At 76.1% G+C, this 18594-nt stretch carries 10 protein-coding genes; 6 read left to right on the plus strand and 4 right to left on the minus strand.

The annotated features are described in order from the left end of the window. The first annotated feature begins 213 nt into the window (after positions 1–213). From NT8_RS19595 to NT8_RS19605, 3 genes are all read left to right on the plus strand, one after another. Positions 214–1179 (plus strand): diacylglycerol/lipid kinase family protein, encoded by a 966-nt coding sequence (locus tag NT8_RS19595; protein ID WP_084469101.1) that lies wholly within the window; start codon positions 214–216, stop codon positions 1177–1179. Between the two features lie 284 nt (positions 1180–1463). Then, the gene (locus tag NT8_RS19600) at positions 1464–2696 is read left to right on the plus strand and encodes an AMP-binding protein (protein WP_157515901.1); all 1233 of its coding nucleotides are present in this window, start codon (positions 1464–1466) and stop codon (positions 2694–2696) included. A 552-nt stretch (positions 2697–3248) separates the two neighbouring features. Further along, positions 3249–3710, plus strand: a complete 462-nt coding sequence (locus NT8_RS19605; protein WP_067971645.1) for a MarR family winged helix-turn-helix transcriptional regulator — start codon at positions 3249–3251, stop codon at positions 3708–3710. Positions 3711–4299: 589 nt separating this feature from the next. Here the strand turns inward: NT8_RS19605 and NT8_RS19610 are convergent. After that, entirely contained in the window at positions 4300–5922 is a 1623-nt protein-coding gene (locus tag NT8_RS19610; protein ID WP_067971648.1) for an amidohydrolase, read from the minus strand. 79 nt (positions 5923–6001) lie between these two features. Next, positions 6002–7315 (minus strand): MFS transporter, encoded by a 1314-nt coding sequence (locus NT8_RS19615; protein WP_067971650.1) that lies wholly within the window; start codon positions 7313–7315, stop codon positions 6002–6004. A 211-nt stretch (positions 7316–7526) separates the two neighbouring features. Between NT8_RS19615 and NT8_RS19620 the strand changes: the two genes are divergently transcribed. After that, positions 7527–9077, plus strand: coding sequence for a PucR family transcriptional regulator (locus NT8_RS19620; RefSeq protein ID WP_369406306.1), 1551 nt, complete (start codon positions 7527–7529; stop codon positions 9075–9077). A gap of 95 nt (positions 9078–9172) precedes the next feature. Here the strand turns inward: NT8_RS19620 and NT8_RS19625 are convergent, their stop codons facing one another. Together NT8_RS19625 and NT8_RS19630 are read right to left on the minus strand one after the other, a co-directional pair. Then, the gene (locus NT8_RS19625; protein ID WP_245646246.1) at positions 9173–10027 is read right to left on the minus strand and encodes a polyphosphate polymerase domain-containing protein; all 855 of its coding nucleotides are present in this window, start codon (positions 10025–10027) and stop codon (positions 9173–9175) included. Continuing rightward, entirely contained in the window at positions 10024–10632 is a 609-nt protein-coding gene (locus NT8_RS19630) for a DUF4956 domain-containing protein (RefSeq protein ID WP_084469103.1), read from the minus strand. Before NT8_RS19630 ends, NT8_RS19625 begins: the two co-directional genes overlap by 4 nt. Positions 10633–11008: 376 nt before the next feature. Between NT8_RS19630 and NT8_RS19635 the strand changes: the two genes are divergently transcribed. Together NT8_RS19635 and NT8_RS19640 are read left to right on the plus strand one after the other, a co-directional pair. After that, complete coding sequence (locus NT8_RS19635; RefSeq protein WP_067971655.1) at positions 11009–12031, plus strand: sodium:calcium antiporter; 1023 nt, start codon at positions 11009–11011, stop codon at positions 12029–12031. Between the two features lie 436 nt (positions 12032–12467). After that, the gene (locus tag NT8_RS19640; protein ID WP_067971657.1) at positions 12468–16598 is read left to right on the plus strand and encodes an AAA family ATPase; all 4131 of its coding nucleotides are present in this window, start codon (positions 12468–12470) and stop codon (positions 16596–16598) included. Positions 16599–18594 lie beyond the last annotated feature (1996 nt).

The following is an 18594-nucleotide window of genomic DNA, read 5'->3' on the forward strand; positions in this document are numbered from 1 at the left end:
GGCCGGAGCGTCCGACGCACGCGGCCGCCCGCCGGTTCCGCGCCGGTCCGGACCCGCCGCGACCGGCGGCCGCGCGGCGCGCAGGTGAGGTCCGCGCACAGGGGGTAGGGGAGGGTCGGGCGGCGGCCGACCGACGCGCCGCCCCCGCCCCGCCGGCCGGCACCTCCTCGCCGGACGCGGGCGCGCGGCTTCGAGGACGACAGGGGCAGACCGATGGCCAGCATTCTCCGATGGCGGATGGCGAGCCGGGCGCGCGGACCGCTCACCGCACCCGTCCCGGCCGTGGACGTCGACCCCGACGGGCGCGGGGTCGTGGTCGTGGTCAACGTCAACTCCGGCGACTCCTCGGCGACGCTCCTCGGCGGCCCGGACCTGCCCGAGCGCGTGCGCGCCGCCCTGCCCGCCGCCGAGATCGTCGAGCCGGGCCCCGACGACGACCTCGCGGCGGCCATCGACGACGCGGCGCGGCGGTGCGACGTGCTGGCCGTGGCCGGCGGCGACGGCACGGTCAACCTGGGGGCGACGGCGGCGCTGCGCCATGACCGGCCGCTGCTCGTGCTGCCGGGGGGCACGTTCGACAACTTCGCGTCCACCCTCGGGATCTCCTCGGTGGAGGCGGCCGTCCTGGCGTACCGCGAGGGGCTCGTCGGCGCGGTGGACGTCGGCACGGTCGGCGACCGGCTGTTCCTCAACACCGCGTCCGTCGGCGCCTATCCGCGGCTGTTCGACCACCGGGAGCGGCTGCGGTCGCGGATGGGCAAGTGGGCGGCGTTCGCCGTCGCGGCGTGGACGGCGCTGCGCGAGGCCGACCCGACCGAGGTCGTCATCAACGGCCGCCGGATGCCGGTGTGGTGGGCGTTCGTCGGCAACGGGCGGCACCACACGCGGGCGCTGATCCCGAGCCGGCGCACCCGGCTGGACGACGGCCTGCTCGACATCCGGCTGCTGCGCGCCCGCAAGCGGTTCTCCCGCGTCCGGGTCACGCTCGACGTGCTGCTGGGCCACTGGGGGATCGGCGCCACCTACGCGCAGTGGCGGGCGGCGACGTTCACGGTGTCGGCCGCGTCGGGAACGCTGCGGCTGGCCTGCGACGGCGAGACCTTCGACGCGGGGTCCACGGCGACGTTCGGCAAGATCACCGGGCGGCTGCGTGTGTTCCACGCCCGGCCGCGGCGCTGATATGCGTCCGAGATAGGTTGATCGGCCCTTTGGAGTTGTCCGGGCGGGACCGCCCGGGCGCTCCTCGGCGTGCAATGCGCTGACCGGCCACAATCGGCCCCGAGAACGGGGCAACTTCTGCGGGTTTCCTGGGAAAGACCAGGTCAGCGCGGCCATGCCACGCCACTACGGGGGAAGCCGCGCAAAGTTAATACGATCACCACCTTTCCCTACAAATCCTCAGGTAGGTTTTCAAGGTCCGAAGGACACGTATCTGTTCTCCGGTTCCAGCAAAGGTGAAGCTCATGGGGTCAAGAATGATCAAGCGCGGCGCGGGCGAACCCGCGCCCGAGAAGCTCCGCCCGATACTCGACCGCGCGGCCGCCATCCCGGGGCTGGGCGACAAGTACGCGGCCGTCCTCGACTCCCCGTCGGCGCCGCGTTTCCGCGACCTCCCGGTGCTCAGCAGAAAGGACCTGCACCGGGCCGTGGACCACCTCCTGCACCACGATCCGGGCCGGTTGGAGGGCACCCTGCTCAACGTCACCGGCGGCACCCTGTCCGAGCCCCGGCTGGGTATCGTCCCCGAGGACATGTTCCTCGACCGCATCATGGAGCGGTGGAACCCGATCGACCCGGGCGACGTCCTGGTCAGCCTGTTCTCGGCCGGGCACATGTGGTCGGCGCACTACTTCCACAACGCGCTCGGCCGGCGCTCGGGCGCCTCCACCATCCCGTTCGAGACACCCGACGACGCCGATCTGGGCCGTTCCCTGGACTTCTACGCCCATCTGGGCGCCACCGCACTCGCGGCCACCCCGGACGCGATCCGCCGCATCCTCCGGTTCTGCGCCGCCACCGAGCGGCGGCTGCCGTGGCTGCGCAAGATCCTGTGGGCGGGCGCCGGGTTCGACGCCGCGACCGCCGAACTGCTGTCGCGCCAGTTCCCGCACGTGCAGGCGTGGGGCCTGTACGGGTCGGCCGAGACCTGGATGGTCGGCTACATCGGCCCCGAGTGCGCGCAGAACACCGTCCACGTCCTCCCCCACCAGTACGTCGAGATCGACCGGGGCCGACTGCTCCTCACCACGCTGCACACCGATTCGGTCATCCCGATCGTGCGCTACGACATGGGCGTCGCCGGCGCCTGGGGCACCTGCACCTGCGGGCGGAGCGACCGCGCGATCCGCGTCGCCGACCGCACCGACTCCTCGTTCGAGCTGCTCAACCAGCTGGTGTGGCCGGAGGACCTGGTGGAGCTGGCCCTCCAGGTCGAGACGGTGCACGAGGCCGAGGTCGTCGTCATCGAGCCCGGGACCGAGAACGCGCGCATGCACCTGCGCGTCCGCCTCGAACCCGGCATCGACGCCGACCCCTACACCTGCGAGTGGATCCGGCACCACGTGGTGACGGGCAGCCTGGGGCTGGCCGGGATTCTGGAGAAGGCGCCCGAGCTGTTCGAGGTCGTGGCCGTGGGCCGGCTGCGCGAGTACACACTCGGCCCCGACACCCCCGCGATGGCGGCCGAGGGCGCGTGAGCCGCCCGCCGCTGGAGGCGTACGGCGCGTCCCGCGGACCCCGCCGCGGTCCTTGACCGTTAATCCGGAGCATCACGAAAGGTGATCTCGACCCCCGTTCCGCCCCATCCGCCTCCGGGACGACCCCCCGACGCCCCGGCACGGACCCCGGCTCCCCGGCCCCGCCCGCGCGGCGGCCGGGGCCGGGGCCGGCGGACCGGAAAGCAGGGTTCGATGGACTATTCGAACTCTTATGTTAGGCTGCCCCTGAAGCCCCGGAACCGGCCGCGCCACCCCTCCCACCGTCACGTTCCGCGTCCGCGGCACACCCCACGGTGAGGCGCCGGCCCCGGGGGCCGCCCGCCGACCCCGGAGCCGCGCCATGCCCACCGCCCGCGCCGGCACCCCCGATCCGCACGGGGCCCCCGCGGCCGCGCCGCGCGCCCCGCCCCCGCCCCCGCACCGGACCAGTCGGCCGCCGGACGCCGCCCGCGCCCGGGCGCGCATTGCGCCGCGATATCAACGCGCGCACGATGCCATAGGAGGATAAGCAAACTGATATACCATGGCCGGATGACACAGCTCCCCGTCGAACAGCGCATCGGACAACACCTAAAGCGCGCGGAGCAGGAGATGATCTCCGCCAAACACACCGCGCTGCGGCGTTTCAATCTGACCGTCCCGCAATACACCGTGCTCTTCGCGCTCGCCGAGGAGCCCGGCCTCTCCGGGGCGGTCCTTGCCCGGCGCTGCCTGGTCACCCCCCAGACCATGTCGTCGGTCCTCGCCACCCTGAACCGCCGCGAGCTCATCGAGCGCAAGCCGCATCCCATTCACACGCATATTCTGGAAACGCGGCTCACCCGCAGCGGGCGCGCTTTGCTGAAGCAGGCCGATAAGGCCGCCATCGCCGTCGAGCAGCATTTGAGCGACGCATTCACCCGAGAGGAGGCGGAACAGCTCATCGAATTCCTCGGCCGATGCGCCGAAAGCGCGGCCAAGGCCCGCGTCGAGGCGTCGACCTATTCCGACTGACGCTCCACCGCCGGACTCCGCGCGGCCCCTCCCCTCCGGGAGCCCGTGCCGCGCGCCGCACCCCGGCGCCGCCCCGCCACGCGACCCGAGCGCGCACGGCGGGTTCCGACGGGCGATGCCCGCGACGATCCCGGTCGCGCGGACGGCCCCATCGCCCATCTCGGACCCCCGCGCGGACGCGCGGCGCGCCCCGGCGCGATCGTTGGCGGAGAATATTGTTGAGAATTGATCGACCCGCGCGCATCGGCCGGGAATTCCGCCCTCCGGCCGACTGGGCGCCGCAGCGCCCCGGCGCCTTCTCCGCGCCCCGCCGTGTCGGCACGGCGCACCCCGCCTCCGGCGGGAAACGGCGGCCCGCCGTTCTCCCGGCGCCCTCCGCGCACCGCCCGCGCGCTTTCCCGGCGAATTGGCCATTGGCCCGCAGCGGGACATAAGATATCTTATAGACATCGGGCATCGATCAATGTCCGGCGGCGGAGCTCCCCCTGGCACCCGCTCCGCGCACCCCCGGTATTGGCCGCCGGCGGTGCGGCGCGGGGCGGCCCGGTGTCCCCTCGGCACCGGACCGCCCGCGCGGCCCGACGACCGCCTACGCGGCGGTGCGGGCGTCGTAGGCGATCTCGCCGTCCAGGACGGTGATCCACGCCGCGCCCTCGTGCAGGCGGTCCAGCGGCGCCGCCTCGATGTCGCGGTCCAGCACGACCACGTCGGCGAGCTTGCCCGGCTTCAGCGACCCGATCCGGTCCTCCATGCCCAGTGCGTACGCCGCGTCGATCGTGTGCATGCGCAGCGCCTCGTGCAGGGTGACCGCCTGCTCGGCGCCGATCTCCGCCCCCTCGCGGGTGGTGCGGCGCACCGCGTTGGCCACCGTGTCCAGCGGCCGCAGGCTGGACACGAAGGAGTCGCTCGACAGCACCGGGCGCAGGCCCAGGTCCAGCTCCTCGCGCATGGGCTGCAGGCGGTGCGCCCGGTCGCCCAGGCGGCGCAGGAAGTCGCCACCGCTGTCGTGCAGGAAGTTCGGCTGGTTCACCGGGATGACCCCGTAGTCGGTGAACCGCTTGGTCTGCTCCGGGGTGGGGTAGCCGCAGTGCTCGATGCGCGGGCGCGCGTCCGGGCCGGAGACCCGGGCGGCCGCGCCGATCGCCGCCAGGGTGTGCTCCATCGCGGCGTCGCCCTGGGTGTGGATGGCGACCTGCCAGCCCTCGCCCGCCGCGCGCGCCACCAGGTCCCGCAGCTTCTCGGGCGCCCAGTACATGCTCCCGGCGAACTGGCCGCGCTCGCCGTAGGGCACCGTGAACTTGGCGGTGCCGCCCAGCAGGGTGCCGTCGGAGTAGAACTTCATCGCGCCCAGGCGCAGCCAGTCGTCGCCGAAGGGCCCCGCCAGGCCGACGGCCGTCAGCGCGTCGAGCTGGTGCGACAGCGGCATGCCCACCGTGCGCAGCGGCAGCGTCCCCGCCGCGCGCGCCGCGCGGTAGGTGCGCAGCTCCCGGCTGGAGACCTGCGGGTCGCAGATCGTGGTCAGCCCGGCCGACAGGTAGGGCACCCGGGCGTCGGCCAGCCAGCCCAGCAGCTGCTCAGCGGGCAGGTCGGTGTGGAAGTTGGGCCCGTGGCAGCCGATGTCGACGGCCAGCGGCAGCAGCAGCTCCATGGCCGAGTCGACCACCATGCCGGTGAGCCGGCCGCCCTCGTCGCGCAGCAGCGCGCCCCCGGCCGGGTCGGCGACGTCGTCGGAGATACCCGCCTGCTGCAGCGCCGCGGTGTTGACCACGGCCTGGTGCCCGGAGACGTGGTAGATGATCACCGGGTGCTCGGTCGTGGCCTCGTCCAGGCGCCGCCGGGTCGGCCGCCCCTCGGGGTACTTGGCGTCGTCCATGCCGAACGCGCGGATCCACTGCCCGGGCGGGGTGCGCCGGGCCTCCTCGGCGATGGCCGCCACCAGGTCCGCGACGCTCGTCACCGCGGGGTACCCGGCGTCCACCGCGGCCAGCGACTCCGCCGTCGACAGCAGGTGGTTGTGCGGGTCGATGAAGCCGGGCAGCACGGTGCGGCCGCCCGCGTCGACCTCGCGGGCGCCGGGGCCGGCGGCGGCGCGCGCCTCGGCCTCGTCCCCGACCGCGGCCACGTGGCCGTGGGCGATCGCCAGCGCGGCGGCGCGCGGCCGGGCGTCGTCCATGGTGAGGATCGTGGCGTTGCGGATGAGCAGGGCGGACACTCCGGGACCTCCTTGGGTGGGGTGGGTGCCGCCGCGCCCGGTCGGGCGCGGCGGCGGATGCGGACGCGGTCGGTCGCGGTCAGACCCCGGTCGCCCCGGCCGTGGCCGGTTCGTCGCGGTACTGCGGCGCCTTGAGCAGGCAGGCGATGCTGACCAGGGCCATGGCGATGAGCAGGCCGGCGACCGGGTAGATGCTGCCGGTGGCGGCGAGCAGCGCGGTGCACACGATCGGCGAGAGGCCGCCGAAGATCGCCCCCGCCACCTGGTAGGACAGCGAGACGCTGGTGTAGCGGACCTTGGGCGGGAACATCTGCGACAGGATGCGCGCGATGGGACCGTAGGTGGCGGCCATCGCGATGCGCATGACCGCGAGCGACAGGAACACCAGGGCGGTGCCGCCGCTCATCGCGAGGAACTGCGGGACGGCGAGGACCGCCACGGCGAGCAGGCCGGCGACGACCACCCGGCGGGTGCCGATCCGGTCGCCCAGCCAGGACACGGCGATGGTGGCGACCAGCTCCACCGCTGCGGCCACCGCCAGCGCGTTGAGGATCGTCTGCTCGCTGACGCCGACCTCGGTGGTGGCGTAGGCCTGGAGGAACGTGGTGACGATGTAGTAGCCGCCGACCGCGACGGGCAGGCTGCCCAGGCCGAGCAGCAGCGTCCGCCACGAGGTGCGCACGGCCTCGCGCAGCGGCATCTCCTGCGGCTGGGCGGCGGCGTTCTCGTGCACCGCGGAGAACACCGGGGACTCCTCGACCTTGAGCCGGATGGCCAGGCCGACCAGGACCAGCACCACCGACGCCAGGAACGGCACCCGCCACCCCCAGGTGGTCAGCGCCTCCTCGCCGTAGAGGGCGGTCATCAGGCTGAACGACCCGCTGGCGAGGAGCGCGCCCGCGGGGTTGCCGAGCTGGGCGAAGGAGCCGTAGAAGGTCTTGCTCTTCTCCGGGGCGTGCTCGACGGCCATCAGCACCGCGCCGCCCCACTCGCCGCCCACGGCGATGCCCTGGACGAAGCGGAGCACGACGAGCAGCAGCGGGGCCACGAAGCCGGCCTGCTCGTAGGTGGGCAGCAGGCCGACGGCGAACGTCGCGACGCCCATCATCAGCAGCGTGGTCACCAGCGCGGACTTGCGGCCCAGGCGGTCGCCGAAGTGGCCGAAGACGATGCCGCCGAGCGGCCGGGCGAAGAACCCGACGGAGAACGTGGCGAACGACGCCATGAGTCCGACCAGCGGGTCCGTGCCCGCCGGGAAGAACAGGTGGCCGAAGACGAGGGCCGCGGCGGTGGCGTAGACGTAGAAGTCGAACCACTCGATCGTGGTGCCGACGAACGCGGCGATCGCCGCGCGGGCCGGATGGGGGGAGCCCTCGGGTGGGCGCTGTGCCATGGCTGCTCCTGCTGTTCGGGTGATGCGCGGCGGCGGGTGCGGTGCCGCCGTGTGCGGGTCGGCGTTCTGACCTGCGCGATGCCGGGTGATGATGTGACGGTAGACACCGGTGCCGCGCGGAGGGTGGGATAAACCCTCCAGTCCGCGGTGTTACTCATGTGCGGCCCGCACACCGCCGGGCCGCCGCAGCAGCACCCGAGGAGGCCGCATCGTGCTCACCGTGGGCGATCTGGTCCGCCTGCCGGATCTGGAGGTGCGCATCGTCGCGGGCCGAACCGGACTCGGCCGCGAGGTCCGGTGGGCGCACGTGACCGAGCTGGCCGACCCGGTGCCGTGGCTGCGCGGCGGCGAACTCGTCCTGACGGTGGGCCACGGGCTGGGCGCCACCGGCGAGGAGCGGCGCGGCTACGTGGAGCGGCTGCACGCCGCGGGCTGCGCGGGCCTGGGCGTGGCCGTGGACACCTGGATCGACCGCATCCCCGAGGAGGTCGCGGCGGCGGCCGACGAGGTGGGGTTGCCGCTGCTCCGCGTGGAGGGGACGACCCCGTTCATCGCCGTGGTCGAGGCCGTCGCCGATCACCACGCGGCCACCCGGCTCCGCGCCCAGCAGCGGGTGCTCGCCGCGCAGGACGCCATGGCCCGCGCCGCCCTGCGCGCGGGCGCCCCCGGGGTGCTGCGCGAACTCGCCGCGGCCACCGGGGGCGAGGCGGTGCTGTTCGCTCCGAACGGGGCGGTGCGCGCCACCTCGGGCACCGGCGGCCGCCCCTGGCACGCCTCCGCCCGCGCGGAGGGGGCCGACACGTCGCGGCCGCGCGGCATGACCGTCCTGGAGGACGCGGGCGCGACGGTCCTCGCGCAGAGCCTGAGCTTCGGCGGGACCGCGCTCGGCCGGCTGGCGCTGCGCACCCCGCCGCCGGTGTCGACGCACACCCGCATGCTCGCCAACCACGCCGCCTCGCTGCTGGCAGTGGACCTGCGCGGCGCCCGCGCCGCCCGGCGCGGCCTGCACCGGCAGCAGGCCCGCGTCCTCGGGCTGCTGCTCGACGACGGGGCCGCGCCCCGGCTGGCCGCCGACGCCGCACACCTGCTGCCGCTGCCCGCGCCGCCCCTGGAGGTGGCGGTCTACCCCGCCGCGCGCCCCGACGCGCTGCTCGACACCGCCGCCGACGCGGTCCCCGACCTGCTCGGCGAGGGCGGCGCCGCCGACCGGGTCGCCATGTGCGTGCTGCCGGGCGCGCTGGTCGTGGTGCTGCCCGACACCGGGGAGCGCCCGCGGCCGGGCGAGCGGCTGCTCGCCGAACTGCGCTCCCGGCCCGCCGACCCCGGCGCGGCCGACCCGCCCGACGCCGCGGGCGCCTGCGCCGCCCGCACGGCGGCCGACCTGCGCGGCGCGGTGCGGCGGGCGGAGCGCGCGGCGGCGACCGGACCGGGCTACCGGCACGTCGACGACGCCGACCCGCTGGCCCGGCTCCGCCGCACCATCGCCCCGGGCGACGCCGAGGAGTTCGTCGTCCAGGTGCTGGGCCGGCTGCGCGAGCACGACGCCCGCAACGGCGCGGAGCTCGTCGGCACGCTCCGCCGGTTCCTGGAGAACGACGCCAACATCGAGGCCACCGCCCGCGCCATGGGGGTGCACCGCAACACGCTGCGGGCGCGGCTGCGCACCGCCGAGCGGGTCTCCGGTCGGCCGCTGGGCGCGCACCACCGGCTGGAACTGATGCTCGCGCTGGCGCTCGACACCGCTCCCCCGCCCGGGGGGTGAGCGGTGCGGGTGTGCCGCCGGGGGCGGGTGGGGCGCGCCCGCCCCCGGCGGTCCCGCGGCCGCCCGGACGGCGGGCGGCCGGCGGGGTCAGCGGGTCAGCGGGGCGCGGCGGCGCCGAACCAGCGGCGCAGCGGCCGGTTCCAGGGGTTGCACGCCAGGCCGGGGGTGAGCACGGCCGCGGCCAGGCAGTACTTGCTCAGCCGCTCGGGCCGGGCGCCCAGCGCGCGCAGCAGCCGGTCGGCGGGGGTGTCGCCGCCGGGCGACTTGACCTCCACCAGCACCCACTCGGGCACCGCCGCCACCCGCGCGCCGGCGGTCGTGCACACCAGCCCGGTGTCGCAGGTGACCCGGCAGGCGCCCGTGCGCGCCACCAGGGTGCGCCGCAGGTAGCGGGTCGTCGCGGCGGGCCGCAGCCCGGCGGGGGGCGGCTCGCCGTAGGCGTCCTCCAGCACGGCGGTGAGGAAGGCGCGGGCGGGGGCGGTGAGTTCGCCGCGGCGCTCGAACGGGTGGGGGGTCCGCTCCTTGACGGTGCCGCGGCGGGTGCCGCTCAGCTTCACCTCGAACAGGGACGTCGCGCTGTCGAGGTAGCTGCGGGTGCGGATCTTGAACCGGCGCCGGCGGTCCTGCCGGTGCTGGCGGTAGGTGAGCAGGTCGGGGGTGTCGAAGTAGGTGGAGTCGTAGCGGAACTCGCGCCGCCCGTCGATCTCCAGCGCGGCCCACTGCCCGCTGCCGGCCAGCCCGGCGCGGAAGGCCGCGAAGACGTCGGCGGGCAGCAGGTACTTGCGGTCGACCCGGGTCTGCAGTTCGGCGCGGTCGAGCACCTCGGCGAGGGACACGGCGGGGAACGGGTCGGCGGACCCGACGAGCACGGGGGCGGGGGCGGGTGTAGGGGCGGGGGCGAGGGCGGGGCCGGGGGCAGGGGCGACGGTGTCGGGGCGCACGGCGGTCACCGCAGCGCCTCGCGCAGGAGGGCGGGCATGCCGCGCGGCCACGGCGCGGGGCCGCCGTCGGCGGCGCGGAACCGCACGTCGACCACCATGACGTCGCGCACGTAGTCGACCTCGTCCACGATGACCTGGAGGACGGTGCTGTCGAGGCGGCGCTCCAGGTCGGCGCGGAGGCGCACCGGGTCGGTGTGGACGACGTCGAGGACCACGGTGCGGCGCAGCACGCGGCCGGTGACGCGGGGGTGGTCGGCGGCGAACATGGTCGCCAGGAGCAGGAGGTTGAGCCCGATCAGCGCCCACGGCATGCTCCCGCCGATGCCGTTGACCAGGCCCAGCGCCAGGGAGATGAAGTAGTAGCCCACCTCGCGCTGGCTGATGGCGTCGGAGCGGAGCCGGATGATGGACAGCACGCCGAACAGGCCGAACCCGATGGCGAGTTCCACCTGGACCGACATCAGCAGCGCCGACACGGCGAAGATGCCGACGTTCAGGGCGATGTAGGCGAACATCAGGTCGGCGCGGCGGTGGCGCCGGTAGTAGATGCCGTAGGACAGCAGGGCGATGGCGGCCAGGTCGACCGCTAGGGCCGGAAGGACCCACACGTTCACGCGCACCTCCGAGGGGGATCGGTGGCCGGGAGGCAGGGGTTCCCGACTCGCCTCTACCCTGAGGGCGGACCATGAGGGTCCAATGAGTGAACGGTGAGCGAATCTTCATCGCGGCGCTCGGGGCCGCCTTAGCGGGGTCGCGGCCGGGGGCGCGGCCGGCCCGCGTCCGGTCGGCCCCGGCCCACCCGGTGCCGGACCGCCCAGCGCCGGACCGCCCGTTTCCCGGAACGTGATCCGGGCCACTTCCACCGCCGCCCGCGCCGCCGTGGACTGCCGTCCCGCGCGGCGGAGGCGCCCCCGGCCGCCCGCCCGCGATCGCGGCACGCGCCCCGGGTAGTCGATCGGACCGTACCGATGGACGGGGCGAAGGGACGAGATGTTCGGCGGATCGATCGTGTGGAGTGTGCTCGCCCTGGTGGCGGCCACGGCGGTACTGGTGATCGGGGGCGGGCCGTTCACCCGGCTGGTCGATCGGCTCGCCGACCGCACCGGGATGGGCGAGACGCTGGCGGGGTTCATCCTCATCGGGGCGGTGACCGCGCTCCCGGGCCTGATCACCAGCGTGCTGGGGGCCGCGCGCGGCGACCCCACGTTCGCGATGAGCAACGCGCTCGGCGGTATCGCGGTGCAGACGACGTTCATCGCGCTCGCGGACCTCTTCTACCGGCGGGCCAACCTGGAGCACGCGGCGGCGTCGCTGCCCAACCTGCTCGCGCCCGTGGGGCTGTCGATCATGCTCGCCGCGGTCCTGGTGACCGGGGCGGGGCCGCAGCTGACCGTGTTCGGCGTCCACCCGGCGTCGGTGCTGCTCGTCTTCCTCTACTGGTACTGGCTGCGGCTGTCGAGGCACGTCGGCCGCAACCCGATGTGGCGGGTCGAGGAGACCCGGCACACCAGGCACGACGAGCCCGACCCGGACTCCCATCGGCCCGGGGAGACGCTGGCCGGGATGTGGGCGAAGTTCTTCGCGCTGGCGGCCGTCGTGTCCGTGACGGGGTGGGTGATCGGCGAGGCCGGGCTGACGCTCATCGAGGGCACGGGGATGTCCGGCGGGTTCGTCGGCGCGGTGGTCACGGGGTTCGTCACCTCCACCCCGGAGCTGGTCACGGTCCTGTACGCGGTGCGCATCCGCGCGCTGCACCTCGCCATCGGCGACATCATCGGCGGCAACGGGTTCGACATGCTGTTCCTGTCGGCGTCGGACCTCGCCTACCGCGAGGGGTCGATCTACGCCGCCATGAACCAGGAGGTCATCCTGGTCACCGGGCTCGGCATCCTCCTCAACCTCCTCGTCGCCGCCGGGTTGATCCGCCGCCAGGAGCAGGGCATCGGCTTCGAGGGGATCGCCATGTTCGCCGTCTACGGGACCGGCGTGGCCGCCCTCGCCATGATCGGCTGACCCCGGCCCCTTCCCCGGCGGGGCCGGGACGCCGGAGCGGGCAGGCGAGCAGAGGCCCGGCGGGCGGAGGGAACGGACGTGGCAGGCGGCCCCCGGCCGAACGAACAGCCACCCAAGACGACGGACCGGCCGGACAACCACCAATCCGCATTTCAGCCTGGATATCACACGATGGAACACCGGATTCACGACCGGAGGCCGCACACCGGCCGCATCCCAGCGTCCTTACCAGGAACATCAGGACATCTCACGTCGAATACCCCCGCCCGCCCTCCGCGACAAAAGCCCCATCAACCGCCGTTCCCACCGACCGCGACAATGGTGCGGATTCAGCGAACAAATCATCGGCGAAGACACCCTCCGCTATTCTTATCGGAATACCGCAGCGGTGCCGTTCCGCACGCGAACGCACTTTCCCCGGCGGGAGGTCGGTCGATTGTTCGGCGGTACCGCCGGGGGCGATCCCTGGCCGCTGCTCGGCCGCGACGCCGAACTCGCGGCGCTCGACGTCCTCCTCGGCCGGGGGTCGCCCGGGGGCGTGGCCGAGGTGGTCGGCGAACCCGGCATCGGCAAGACCCGGCTGGTCGCCGAGGCCGCGCACCGGGCCCGCGTCGCGGGGTGGCGCATCGCGTGGGGGTCGGCCGACGACTACGTGCCCGACCGCCCTTACGGCGTCCTCATCGACGCCCTGGACGACCACCTGGCGGCCCACCCGGGCGCGGCCGACACGCTCGACCGCCGCCACCGCGACCAGCTCGCCCTCGTCTTCCCGGCCCTGCGCCACCACGCCCCGACCGGCCGCGCCGCCGAGGGCGCCCCCGGACCCCCGCCCACCGCCGACCGGCACGTGCTGCACCGCGCCGTCACCCACCTGCTGCGCGCCCTCGCCGTGCCCTCGGGGCTGCTCCTGGTACTCGACGACGTCCACCGGGCCGACCCCGCGTCGGCCGGGCTCCTCGCCTACCTGCGCGAACGCGCGCCGCTGCCGGGGGTCGTGGTGGTGGCGGTCCGCCGACCGCGGAGGGTCCACGGGCCGCCGGACCGCCCCGACCGGACCGGCGCGGTGCGCCGGATCGACCTCGGCCCCCTCGACCGCGCGACGGTCCACCGGCTGCTGGGGCCGGGGACCGGCCGGGCGCGCGGCGCCGAGTTGCACGCCGCCAGCGGCGGCAACCCCCTGTACCTGGAGGTCCTGGCCCGGGCCCCCGGCTCCGGCGCGGCGGAGAGGGCACTGGCCAAGCTCACCGGCGATCTGCGCCGCCTCCGCCCGCGCGCCGGCCTCGTGGCCCGCGCCATCGCCGTCGTCGGGCGGTCCGCCGACCCGGACCTCATCGCCGCGGCGGCCGAGACCGACACCGCGACCGTCCTCACCGCCACCGCCGACCTCCTCACCGCCGGCCTCCTCCACGAGGCCCCCATCGACCCCACCCCGCCCACCCACCTGCCCTGCGAACCCTGGACCCCCGGCGAGGCAGCGGCGGGCGGCCACCACACCACCGGCCGGCCCCACACACCTCCAACCCCCGACCAGGCAGCACCGGACGGCCGCCCCCTGGACGGCGCCTCACGCCACCCCGCGACGACCCCGCGATCCGCATGCCCTCCCCCACCGGAGTCCCGCACGCCCCATCCGGACCTCCGCACGCCCCCACCCGACACGCCGACCGCCCCGGTGCCCCTCTCGGCCGGGCGGCTCCCCGTCCCCGGGGCCGCCACCGCCGAGGCCGATCCTCCGGCCCCACTCGTCGTCCTTCCGGGCGATGCCGCGCTCGGGTTCGTCCGCCCCGAGTTGCCCGGGTCGGCCACCGGCGGCGCCGTGGAGTTCCGCCACCCGCTGCTGCGGCAGGCGGTCTACGCGTCCGCCAACCCGTTGTGGCGCCGGGGCGCGCACGCCCGCGTGGCCGAGGTCCTGCGTGCCCAGGGCGCCCCGCTGTCCGCTGTGGCGCCGCACCTGGCCCGGTCGGCGCGCATCGGCGACGACGGCGCGGCGGACCTCCTCACAGCGGCGGCCCGCGCCGTGGCGCCCCGATCACCGGTCGAGGCCATCGAACTGCTCCGCGCGGTCCTGCGCATCCGCCCGGACCCGGACGACCCGCGCCGGAACGGCGTCCGCGCCGACCTCGCCGGGGCGCTCGTGGCGCACGGCGATCCCGAAGGGGCCCGCGCCGCCCTGGGCGGTGTGCTCCACGACCTCACCCCCGGCTCCCCACCGCACCGGGCGGCCGTCCGCGCGGCGGCCGCCGCCGAGCGGCTCCTCGGCAACCCCGCCACCGCCGCGGCCCTGCTCCGCGGCGCCCTGCCCTCCCCGCCGCCCCCCAGCCCCACCCTCCTCGGACAGACCGACCTCGCCCCGAACCTCAGCCCGCCGACCTGCCTCATAGCGTCCCCCCGCCCCGACGGCGCCCCTCCCCCCGACCACGAGACCCCCGACCCCGACCCCGCCACCCACACCGACGCCGGCACCGACCAGAACAACCTCGGCACCGACCGGAACGACGACGCGTACCCCCGCCCCCTCCCCGCCGACCACCCACCAACGATGGGCACCGCACCACCACCCCCTACGCCCCCACTCTTACTGCCGGAGACCGCACCCCCGCCCGGCACCACCCTCCTCGGACGCCCCGAGGACGGCTTGTCCGCCGGCGGTCCACGCGGCCCCGAACCGCCTGCCGTACTGCGCCGCGCCGCCGAAGGCGTCCCGCCGACCGTGTCCGGGCACGCCGCCGCGCGGGCGGTCACCGCGCGCCCGGCGCGGTGGGCGGACGGCCGCGACCCCGGCGAGGCCGGGCTCTGGCGCGAACTCGCTCAGGCCGAGTACCACCGCGGCGACCTCGGCGCCGCGCTCGACGCGGCGGTGCGCGGCCGCGAGCACGCCCGCGGCGCGGACGACCCCGCCGGCGCCGCGGCGGCCTCCGGCGTCGCCGCCTGCTGCCTCGCGGGGATGGGGCGGGTCGCCGAGGCGCTGGCCGAGGTCACCGCCGCCGCCCGCGTGGTCGACGCCCTCACCGACGGCGCCCTCGCCACCGAGGTGGTCGACCTCGTGTGGCTGCCCCGGGCGGAGAACGCGCTGGAACGGTTCCGCGATGCGCTCCGGCACACCGACCGCTGCCTGGCGATCGCGCGTGCCACCGGCCGCGCCGCCGCGATCAGCGACCTGCTGACCTGCCGTTCCGCGGCGCTGGCCTGGCTGGGCCGATTGCAGGAGGCCGCCGCCTGCGCCGAGGACGCCGTCGACGCCGCCCGGCCGATGCGCGCGCCCGCGCCGCTGCTCGCGGCGCGCCTGCACTGGGCGGCGGCCCTCGTCCTGCGGGGCGACACCTCGGCCGTGTCCTCCGGCCCCGCTGGCGGTCCGGACCCGGCCCGGCTCGGAGTCGGTGGCGCCGACGGCGGCGCGGCCGGCCCGGCCGTCCGCGATGAGCCGCTCGGTGATGGCGCGAACGGGCCGGGCTGCCCCATTCTGCTCGGCGCCCCTGACGAGGTGGGCGTCGGCGCATCCGACCCGTGGCCCCCGTCCCACCCCCTGCTCGGCCCGATCGCCGCGTTCGTCGACGAGGCGGTGCGCTTCGCGGCGGGCGACCGCGCCGACGGCCTGCACCGCACACCGTCCGCCCCCTCCGATGGCGGCGCGGCGCCCGCCGCGCCCTCGCTTCGGGCCTGCGCGGCGGCGCTCCGCACCGCGTCGGCCCTGCGTTCCGACGACCACCGCGCCGCCATCGGCCACGCGGAGTCCGCCGTCCGCGCGGCCGCCGACCTGCTGCCGTGCAGCACCGGCTTCGCCTGGCTGGCGCGCGCCCTGGTCGCCTCGGCCACCCCGCCCGGGCCGCCCCCGGCGGGCCCGACACCGCCCACGTCGGTGACGGCGTCTGCGACCCGGGTTGATGCTCCGGTGCCGCCGGAGTCGCGCCCGGCGGTGGACCCCCCACCCGACGCGCGGCATCCGGTCGCGGCCATGGGCACGGCCGCCGCGAACCGGGCGGAACCGCCCACCATCCGGACGGCGCCTCCGCAGCACCCCGCCTCGCGGCCGCAGACGTGCGGCGCGTCCCCCGACACACCTGCCCTTCCCCGCGTCCACGGCCTCCCGTTCCCGCACACGGCCGACGTCCCCGCCGTCGAGGCCGCCGGGCGGGCACTGGCGGCCTTCGAGCGGGGTGGAGCCGTCGTCGCCATGGGGGTGGCCCGAATGGTGTGCGCCCGCGCCCACGAGGTGCGGGGCGACCGCGCCGCCGCCCTGGCCGAACTGGAGGCGGCGGCGCGCACGTTCACCTCCTGCGGTGCCGAGCGCCTGCTCCTGGACGTCCTGCGCCGCCAGCGCCGCCTCGGACGTCGGGTGTCGCGCGCGGCCCCCGGAACCCGCCGCCGCCCCGACCGGTCGGCGGTGCTCACCCCGCGCGAGGCCGAGGTCGCGGGGCTCGCCGCCCTCGGCCGGACCAACCGCGCCATCGCGAAGGCGCTGGTCATCAGCGAGCACACGGTCGAGACCCACCTGTCCCGGGTCTACGCCAAGCTGGGCGTCCCCTCCCGCGCCGCCCTGGCCGCCCGCCTGTACGGCCCTCATTCCTGACCGCCACCCGGCCCACCCTCGCGGCACGCCACCGTCCGTGCCCGGCCATGACGTTGGAGGCGGTCCGCTGGTCGACGAGAGCCCACCGAACACGGCACGGCGCCGGACGGCACCGCCGGCGACGAGCCCCGACCACGTCCTCCGATAGGCACGCGGTGGGGACCGCCAGACCACCGGCCCGGCGGCACTCCAACGGTCCGCCGCGATGACGCCCTCGGTTCCGCCGAGCATGAGGAGGGGGCGCCCGGAACATCCGGCCGGCCCAGCGGCACCTCCGGCAATGGGCCACACCGACGGCCTCCGTCCGGGAGGGGCGACCGGAACGACGAACCGTTTCCAGCCGCGCCACCGGCGGCCGGCCACAACGGCGCCTCGGGTTCGGCCGTCATGGGATGGAGCAGCCGGAACATCCGGCCGGCCCGGCGGTGCCGCCGAGCGGCCACGACGACGGCCGGACAAGGCGCGAGGCCGACCGGAAAGGTCGCCTCCCCCACCGACGAACCACAACCGCGTCCTTGATTCCAGCGGCCGGGAGGAGGCGCACCGGACCGGTCGACCCGTCCAACCGCGCCTCCAGCGGGACACAAGGCGTGCTCGGCCCCGGCGGGGCCTGGGGAGGGGGACGCCCCGAGTGGCGGCCGGTCCGTCGGCGCCCCCGGTAGTGGGCACGGCGGTGTCCTCTGCCGCGGCGGAGGGGATGTGGGTGCGGCCGGAGTGGCCGACCGGTGCGGCGGGACCTTCGGTCCCGTAGCGGGCCGACCGGCGTCCTGGCCCCGTACGGCTGGCCGCCACGGCCTGCCGGCGGCGGGCGTCCGCCGTCGGCACGGGTGCCGTGCTGTGGGCCACCGGCCCGATGCCGGCGTCCTCGTGCGGAGTCGGGATCGGGGGCGTACGGCCCGGAACGCCACTGGGCGACCGGGGGGGGGCACGGATGGTGCTCGCCCCGGCGGTTCCCGCTCGACCGCCGCGATACGGATGTCCGCCCGCACCGGCGCGGGAGGGACCGGAAGTCGGGCGGGCGCGGTACGTTCATCGCTGCCGTCCTCGGGCAGTGGGGGCGCAGGCGACCCGCCGTGAGCGGGTCGCCGCGCCATGGGCGGACCCTCGTCCGCCCGACCGCCGCGCCATGGGAGTGCTCGGGCAGCCCGGCCGCCGCTCCCCGCCGCCGTCCGGCGCCCCGCCCGCGCCGCGAGCAGCGCGTTCTCGCACGATGTACATGGTTTCCGGGATGTGTCCGGCTCTTCCAGAGGAGACCATGTCCTCAACCCCGAGACCGATCGGGTACCGCGTCGGCGACGGATCGGCGGGCGCCGGTCGGTCCGGGTCCGCGGAGGACGGCCGCGAGCGCGAGCGGGCGAGGGTCGCCCCGGCCCCGACCGCTCGACGCGCGACGACGACAGGAGGTGGCCCGTGGTCTTCGCCCCCCGCGCTCGGACACCGGTCCCCGACCACCCCACCCGCTCGACCGCCGGCGCGCGCCCGCCCGCCGACACCGGCGGCCCCCGCGCGGCGCCACCGCCCGCCCTCCCGTCCGCTGTGCGGCCCGCGCACCATGGGCCGCTCCTCACCGACCATCCGCCGCGGAGCCGCCCGCCGATCGTCGGGCGGTGACCGCAAGGGGTCCTGGGTTCGGCGGAGCCCGGGACCCCGCCCCCGCCAGGTCGACGGCCATCGACCAGCGGGCACCGGGCGGCGCCGCAGCAGCGCAACGGCGCCCCCGGTGCCCGCTTCCACCGAACCTCACGGTCTCTCCCGGCCGCACCCCTCCGCTCGGTCCCGCGCTCGGATCGGGCCCCCGCCTCGCGGCGGCCGTACCCTTCCCCTTGCGGCCGCCGCTTCCCGCCCGAGGCCGCCCGACCGCAGCCGCCCGGCACCACCGGAGCGCGCCCGCGCCGGGGCCGGCCGCACGGGCGGCGGACCAGGTCCGCCGGGACGCGGTATCGGTGACGCGTCCCGGCGGGCCGCCCCCGCCCCGGCACCCGGCAGACCGCCCACC

Origin of the sequence: Nocardiopsis trehalosi NBRC 14201, from assembly GCF_001552555.1 — a bacterium.
In the GTDB taxonomy this organism is placed as follows: Bacteria; Actinomycetota; Actinomycetes; order Streptosporangiales; family Streptosporangiaceae; genus Nocardiopsis_B; species Nocardiopsis_B trehalosi.